Here is a 2816-nt window from a genome sequence, read left to right on the forward strand (position 1 = left end):
CGCCACCTGCTACGGCGCAGCAGAGTGCGCCGCCTGTCGACGCCAGCCCGGTCGCGCTGGTCTACATCCGCATGCTTGATGGCGAGACGCTGAAGGTGAACGGCGAGTCTAAAGCGCTGCGTCCGGGGAATAACGGTTACGCATCGCTGAAATTGCCTGCGGGCGAGACCCGCATTGAACTGGAAGGCAATGGAAGAACGCGTACCCAGACGCTGGATATTGCGAAGCCAGGCACCTGGCTGGTGAATCCGTAAGCCTGCGGGTAACAGGACGGAGCGAATGTATAACATCAAGTTTGTCTATCTGTTCCACGAGAACGTCTCGCCAGCGCTGTTTGCGAAAATAATCCGCCCGTCCGTTGCCGGACAGTGGATTATGTCGGTTCCCGACCATTCGCTGCGCTCACTCTTCACGCGCTACGATCTGCTGCGCACGATCACCGGTGCGAATCCTTATCAGTCCGGGCGCGATACCCGTACGCTGATCGCGCAGGATTTAGAGATGGGCAGAGTGGTTGCCATTGACGAAAGTTTTCGTGACTGGTCATCAGTAACGGAAATTTTTTATATCAACGCCAAAGGGCAACTCCAGGCTGCCTCGCTGGTCGGCCTGGGCTGGTATCCGGTGAGTACAATTGTTGACCGCTACGAAACTATGGTGAGAACGTACGGATCTCGCCCTGCGCCAACGGTTCTGCCAAAACAGGTGGTGAAATCTAAAACGGCACAGGTGCCGGATGAACCTACTCCGGGCAAGGACGGTAAAACCTATGCCGGGCAGCTTCAGAAGATGACCAAAGCAGAACGCTGGCAGGCGCGTAAAGATCTGATCGCGAAGGGGAGCAATAGCCTTTATCCGGATGCCCAGATCGCCGCGAAACGTCTGGCGGCGAATAATATCGCGGTGGAAAAAGCGAAGCTTGCGGAAAATATTTATAAGACCGTGAACCCGCTGGAAACCACACCGGGCGTGCCGGAGGGATGGACGGATATCAGTAATGACGATGTGCTGTTAGGAAAGTTCGGGCTGAATAAATCCATGCTCTTTGACGATGATACGTCCCCCAATTTTCTGGCGCGCGTCTATCAACCGAAGCCGGAAGTGTTTGGTGCAGATATGAACCCCACGCTGGTATTCAGGGGATCGCGCGAGCCTGGCTTCGCCTCTCTGTCTGAGAATGTCTCCTCTCTACTGACCAAAGGGGAACTGGCGCCGGTGGTAAACGGGGCTGACTGGTCGAACAACTTCTCACAGGGCATGGGTATGGCTTCAGATTATTATAAAAAGGCCGTGAGTATCGGTAAGGAGCTGGCAAGGTCAGGCCAGAATATTGATATTGCCGGTCATTCCCTTGGCGGTGGTCTCGCCTCTGCAACCTCTATGGGCAGCGGGAAAGCGGGGTGGACGTTTAACGCCGCCGGCCTCAATGCCGGAACCGTAGAAAAATACGGCGGTAAGATATTAGGCAGTACGGATAATATCCAGGCGTATCGGGTTGAAGGTGAACTGCTGACGAAGATTCAGGAAGTTAACCCCTGGGAAGATCTGAAAACGATGAAAGGGCATGTCCCTTCGTGGATCCTCAAAGAGGAAATCTCTGCGCTGAGCCCTAATGCTGCCGGAATACCCCATGACCTTCCCGGTGGAACCGGAAGTGCGCTGGACCGCCACGGGATTAATCAGGCGATTGATTGCATAGAGCAACAGAAGGATGAGGATATTTCGATAATCGGGAGTCGATTGTGAAAAAAGGGTTGATGGCTTTTGTCGCGTTATGTTTTTTATTCATGATTCAGGGGTGTAAGCAGGATATGGACCTTAATCCACAGGACTACTTCAGCGGTCAGCAGCTTGAACTGGCGAAAGCGATTGAAGAAGGCGATGTCGACGCGGTGAAGACGCTTGCACCAGACAGCGATCTTAATAAACCGGGAAAGCAGGATATGACCCTGCTTTTTTGGGCCATCGGCAACGCGATTAATGATAAAAAGACATCGCCCCATTTAAAGGTGATTACGTTGCTTGTTAAGGCTGGCGCAGATCCGCTCCAGCCTCGACCGCAGGGAAAAAGCAGTCCTGCCGAATTTGCCCTAAAGGGAGACAGTGCGGACTGGATCGACGCGATGCTGGACGGTGGCCTCTCACCCAACGTGAAAGATAAGGTTTTCCACGAACCCATCATCTTCCAGTCGCTAAAAGCGAAAAATACAGAGACGCTGGAAGCCATGCTCAATCGCGGTGCTGACGTCAACTCAACCAACTCACTGGGTAAAACGCTGGTGTTTGATGCGCTGGATAACCAGGCTTACGATCATGTCTTGTTGCTGCTCGATCGAGGAGCGGATCCGTCAATTAAGGCCAAAAATGGCTGGTCGATGAGCAATGCGCTCGCGGACGCGCTTAATGGACTTGAGCGAGGCAGTGAGCAATACGAGAAATTAAACGAAATAAAAGAGAAGCTCATCCAGAAGGGGGGCGAATGGCCACCCGCGCCGGTTAAGTGATTGCTCAACTTTCATGAAAGCCAGAGATAAGGTTTTTTCCGGAGCTTCCAAAAGCCTGCACTCTTTGGATTTATAAAAACGAAAGTTCGTACCTCCAGACAAATCAACCCAGCATTGCATCAATCCAAATCCACCTCGTCGAAATTAGCTTTACGTTCATAAACGTTCCCAGCATAAACCATTACGGAATAAAGATTATGCTCAACCGAATTACCGTCCAGCTCCCGGTGGAGGGGCTGCTCTTCTGGAAACTCTCCGGCCGCGAGGCGATGTCCGAGTCGTTCGCGCTGACGCTGACCCTTCTCGGCACAG

Annotated in this window: 2 protein-coding genes and 1 pseudogene; all 3 read left to right on the plus strand. The window is 52.8% G+C overall.

The genetic code is table 11. From position 1 onward, the window contains the following. Nucleotides 1–254, plus strand: a pseudogene (locus DD606_RS24390) (serine/threonine protein kinase); the annotation flags it as partial. A 25-nt stretch (nucleotides 255–279) separates the two neighbouring features. Beyond that, nucleotides 280–1746: a phospholipase gene (locus DD606_RS24395; RefSeq protein ID WP_129259358.1), complete on the plus strand. Its 1467-nt coding sequence runs from the start codon at nucleotides 280–282 to the stop codon at nucleotides 1744–1746. Between the two features lie 11 nt (nucleotides 1747–1757). Further along, the gene (locus tag DD606_RS24400; protein WP_032610238.1) at nucleotides 1758–2504 is read left to right on the plus strand and encodes an ankyrin repeat domain-containing protein; all 747 of its coding nucleotides are present in this window, start codon (nucleotides 1758–1760) and stop codon (nucleotides 2502–2504) included. Nucleotides 2505–2816: the final 312 nt, after the last annotated feature.

This window comes from Enterobacter cloacae complex sp. GF14B (assembly GCF_004136805.1).
GTDB lineage: Bacteria > Pseudomonadota > Gammaproteobacteria > Enterobacterales > Enterobacteriaceae > Enterobacter > Enterobacter hormaechei_C.

Bases quoted from the DNA above. Each gene is read 5' to 3' on its own strand.
- DD606_RS24395 (WP_129259358.1), top strand. From the start codon at position 280: ATGTATAACATCAAGTTTGTCTATCTGTTCCACGAGAACGTCTCGCCA.
- DD606_RS24400 (WP_032610238.1), top strand. From the start codon at position 1,758: ATGGCTTTTGTCGCGTTATGTTTTTTATTCATGATTCAGGGGTGTAAG.